The sequence below is a fragment of the Methanobrevibacter sp. genome, from assembly GCF_045116495.1.
GTDB lineage: Archaea > Methanobacteriota > Methanobacteria > Methanobacteriales > Methanobacteriaceae > Methanocatella.
Genome location: NZ_JBGULU010000038.1, coordinates 1 through 4,069 on the forward strand (window position 1 = coordinate 1; position 4,069 = coordinate 4,069).

Annotated in this window: 1 protein-coding gene; it reads left to right on the forward strand. The window is 34.6% G+C overall.

Annotation, left to right across the window (positions count from 1 at the left end; all coding sequences use genetic code 11):
• On the forward strand, positions 1-4,069 hold a 4,069-nt coding region (locus ACJMLH_RS01840), incomplete at both ends, for a DUF3344 domain-containing protein (protein ID WP_405274229.1).

The window sequence follows — 4,069 nt, forward strand, 5'->3', positions numbered from 1 at the left end:
TGTTGAAGTTGAACTCGACGGTGAAAATGAAACTACTCTGTTATTGACTGATCCTACTATCAGACCAATTGATGAAACAACAGTAAAAGGTGCCAATAACACTGAAGTAAAATATACTGTTGATGTTAGTTACAATGGTACTGTTGTCGGCAAAGCAAACAAAACAGTTCCTGTATTGTTTAATGGTTATTTAGATTATAGAATGGAATATCCTTATAATGGAGGTTTCTTGACATATTATGATGTTATTACTGGAGATGTTGTAATTGATATTCAGGATGAGGCTAGCTATTTGGCTGCAGGTGTTATGAATAGAACCGATGTTTGGACAGTCAATTTAACTGAAGATTCCACCATTTACTTTGGTTTTATATATGTTCCATTTAATTGGTTTAACACTAAAGATTACAATCAAACTGATGACATGTTTAATGTAACATTCAATGGCGTTACTCTTGAACCGGTTTGCTGGTGGGATCAAGGTAACTTAGGTAACTATGGAGGATATGGTTACGGTACTGTAGTTTACGAGGTTGCTGAGTTTTTAAATACTGGCGAGAACACTCTTGTTTTAAACAAAAAATATGCTACTCCTGCTGTTTATCCTAGTGTTTTATTCTATGGAACTAATGTTCCAGGAGGTAGTTTTAAAGAAATTCACTTAAACCAAGGCGCTGATTTATTATCTAATGATTATAATAAGGCAGGAAGAATTGTTAAAACTGACAATAGTTTCTATCTTGATGATACAGATTTTGTTAATACTACACTTTATATATTAGCGGCCGGTGCTCAAGCAGGTGAGGGAAATATTATATTCAATGGAAAAGAATTTACTGATGTCTGGAGCGGAACTAGTAAATCAACCAATTTATTCACTGCAGATGTTAGTGATTTAATTGAAGAAGATCTGAATAATATTTCATTTGTTGCTACTGGTTCTACTATCCTGGCTTTACCTCAAGTGGTTGTATGTGATGCAGGTTATTCTTTCAGCATTGACTCCATTAAAACTGAATATACCAGTGTTCCTTGTGTTTATGCTGGTACTAATAACACATTAACAGTTACTGTAAACAGTAGTATTGATGGTGAATTCTTAATTGATTTATGGGTTGATTTAAGAGTAATGGTTGATAATCTTACTGTTAATTTAACTAAAGGAATTAATATAATAGAATTGACTGACCCTACTATCAGACAAATTAATGAGTTCTCTGTAAATGGTGCAGATCATGTTTTAGTTAATTATATGGTGGATTTATGGCACAATGATTGGTTGTATAATAAAAATATAACTGTTCCTGTACTGTACAATGGTTATTTAGGCTATGATATGGAGTATAATGTGACTGGCTTTGAAAATTTCTATGAATATTTCTCCGGTGAGTTTGTAGTTGACGTTCAAGATGCAGGTACTTATTTAGGTGCTTCTGCCATGAATAGAACTGATGTATGGACTGTCAATTTGAATGAAGGTTCTGAAATTGCTGGAGCCATATTGATTGTCCCATATAACTGGTTTAATACCAAGCTTTACAATGAAACTGATGACATGTTTACAGTAACATTCAATGGTAAAGTTATTGCTCCTAGTTCCCATTATAGGGATCAAGGCAATTTAGGTAACTATGGTAGATACGGCTATGGTATTTTGGCTTATAATGTTACCGATATATTAAATGTGTCAGGCGACAATACTCTTGTTTTAAATAAAAATAATCCTACTCCTGCTGTTTATCCAAGTACTTTGGTATATTGGACTAATAATCCTAGAGGTAATTTCAAAGAACTTCATTATGTTTTAGGTGCTGATTTATTATCAAATGATTATAATAAAGCAGGCAGAGTTGTTAAAGCAGACACTGTTATGGGTGTCCTGATAGACGAGTTTGCAAATACTACACTTTACGCTTTGGCTGCAGGTGCACAAAAAGGTGAAGGTAACATCATATTCAATGAACACGAATACGCTGATGTTTGGGATGGAACCGACAAATCTACCGAATTGGTCACTTTGGACGTTTCAGAGTTTTTCACTGAAACCAATTATATTTCATTTGTCGCTACCGGCAGCACTGTCTTGGCGTTGCCTCAATTTATTGTAGCTGATGCAGGATATTATTATGTAATTGATGATGTTAAAACTGAATATACCAGTGTTCCTTGTGTATATGCAGGTACCAACAATACATTTACCTTAACAGTAACCACTAATCTTCCGGGCGAATATGAAGTTGGCGTATTTATTTATTATGAGGGTGAACTAAATAGGATTCATGTCAATTTGACTAATGGAACAAACATTATACAAATAACTGATCCAACAATCAGACCTATTAATGAATCCACTGTCAACGGCGCTAACAATACTCTAATAAATTATGGTTTTGATATAAGTATAATGGATAACTATGTCTATAGCTATCCGTTAACCCTTCCGGTATTGTACAACGGTAATTTCGGCAAAGATTTGGAATATAATGCAACTTATATTGAAGACATTGAAGTATATCCTGTTACTGGTGGAGTTCAAATTCAAACCCAAGATGCTTCTACTTACATGTCTGCCAGTGCATTAAACAGAACAGACATTTTCGACATTGAGCTGGATAATGCTTCATCTTTAGAAAAAGCATTTGTTTATATTGCCTACAACTGGGATAAAACTGGTGTTAACGGCCCTGTATTTAATGTAACCTTTAACGGTAATGCAGTTACTCCTAAATCCAGTTACAGAGATCAATCCAACTTGGGTAATTATGGAAAATACGGATATGGATTATTCATTTATGATGTAACTGAATTTGCTCAAGAAAATGACAATACATTATTCATAAGTAAGGAAAGCGGTTTGACTGCTGTTTATCCAAGTAATTTCATTTACTTGTACAATACTGAAGGAAGCAATGTTTTAACTACTGTATATATGGCAAACGGTGCTGATTTACTTTCTAACTCTTACAATAACGCTGGCAGAATAGTTAAAACTACTGCTAATATACCTGATGTTAATTTTGACATAGCAGACGCATTATTATATGTCTTTGCAGCAAGTGCTCAAAAAGGCGAAGGTAACATTGTATTCAATGGAAATGAAAAAGTTGATGTATGGAGTGGTACTTCCAACACCCTTGATACATATGTAGCTGACGTTACTGAAACTTTAGCTCCTTTAAATGACATTGAATTTGTTGCAACAGGTTCCACTATCTTGGCATTAAACCAAATGATAGTAACTCAAACTATTGTAAAAGTGATTCCTGAAGTCAACATTATTGTTCCTAGTGAAGTCAAAGCTGGTGATGATGTTGCTGTAACTATCAGTATTCCTGATGTAGTGGGGGATGCTTATATTTTAGTTGATGAAGAATTTATTATTCTTCCTTTAGAAAATGGTACTGCATCATTTATTATGGAAAATGTATCTGAAGGTATTCACGGCGTAGGTGTATTCTATCCTGGTGATGATTTCTACCTTCCAGGAAGCGGAATCAAGTTTTTCGAAGTAGAGGGGTTACCTGCACCTATTCCAACTGAAATTACAGACATTGTTGTTAATGATGATTTGAACATCTCATTTGTACTTAAAGATGAAGTTGGACGTCCGGTTGCAAATGCTTCCATTGTATATGTCATTAACGGCACTATAAATACAACTGTAACTGCTGCTGACGGTTCATTTGTAATTGCAGCAATCAACGGCATTGCAATTAATGTTGGATACTTTGGTAATGAAACTCTATTGCCTTCATTAACTATGATAACTGTTAATGTTCCTGTTGTTCCTACTGTTGTTAAAGTTGAATCTCAATTTAACATTACTGGTGGTGTAATTACCCTTAACGGTTATGCTGTAGATACTAAAGCTGGTGAAGAAGGTATTTATTATGCTACTGAATTATTGGACGCTAAAGGCAATCCTATAAAAGGTGCTAAAATCCAATTCGCAGTAAACGATAAAATCTACAACAGAACAACCAACGAAAACGGTAGCTTCAACCCATACAAACTCAACATGGTAAGAGCAGGCAGATACACAATGGCATTCTACTTTGCAGGAAACGAC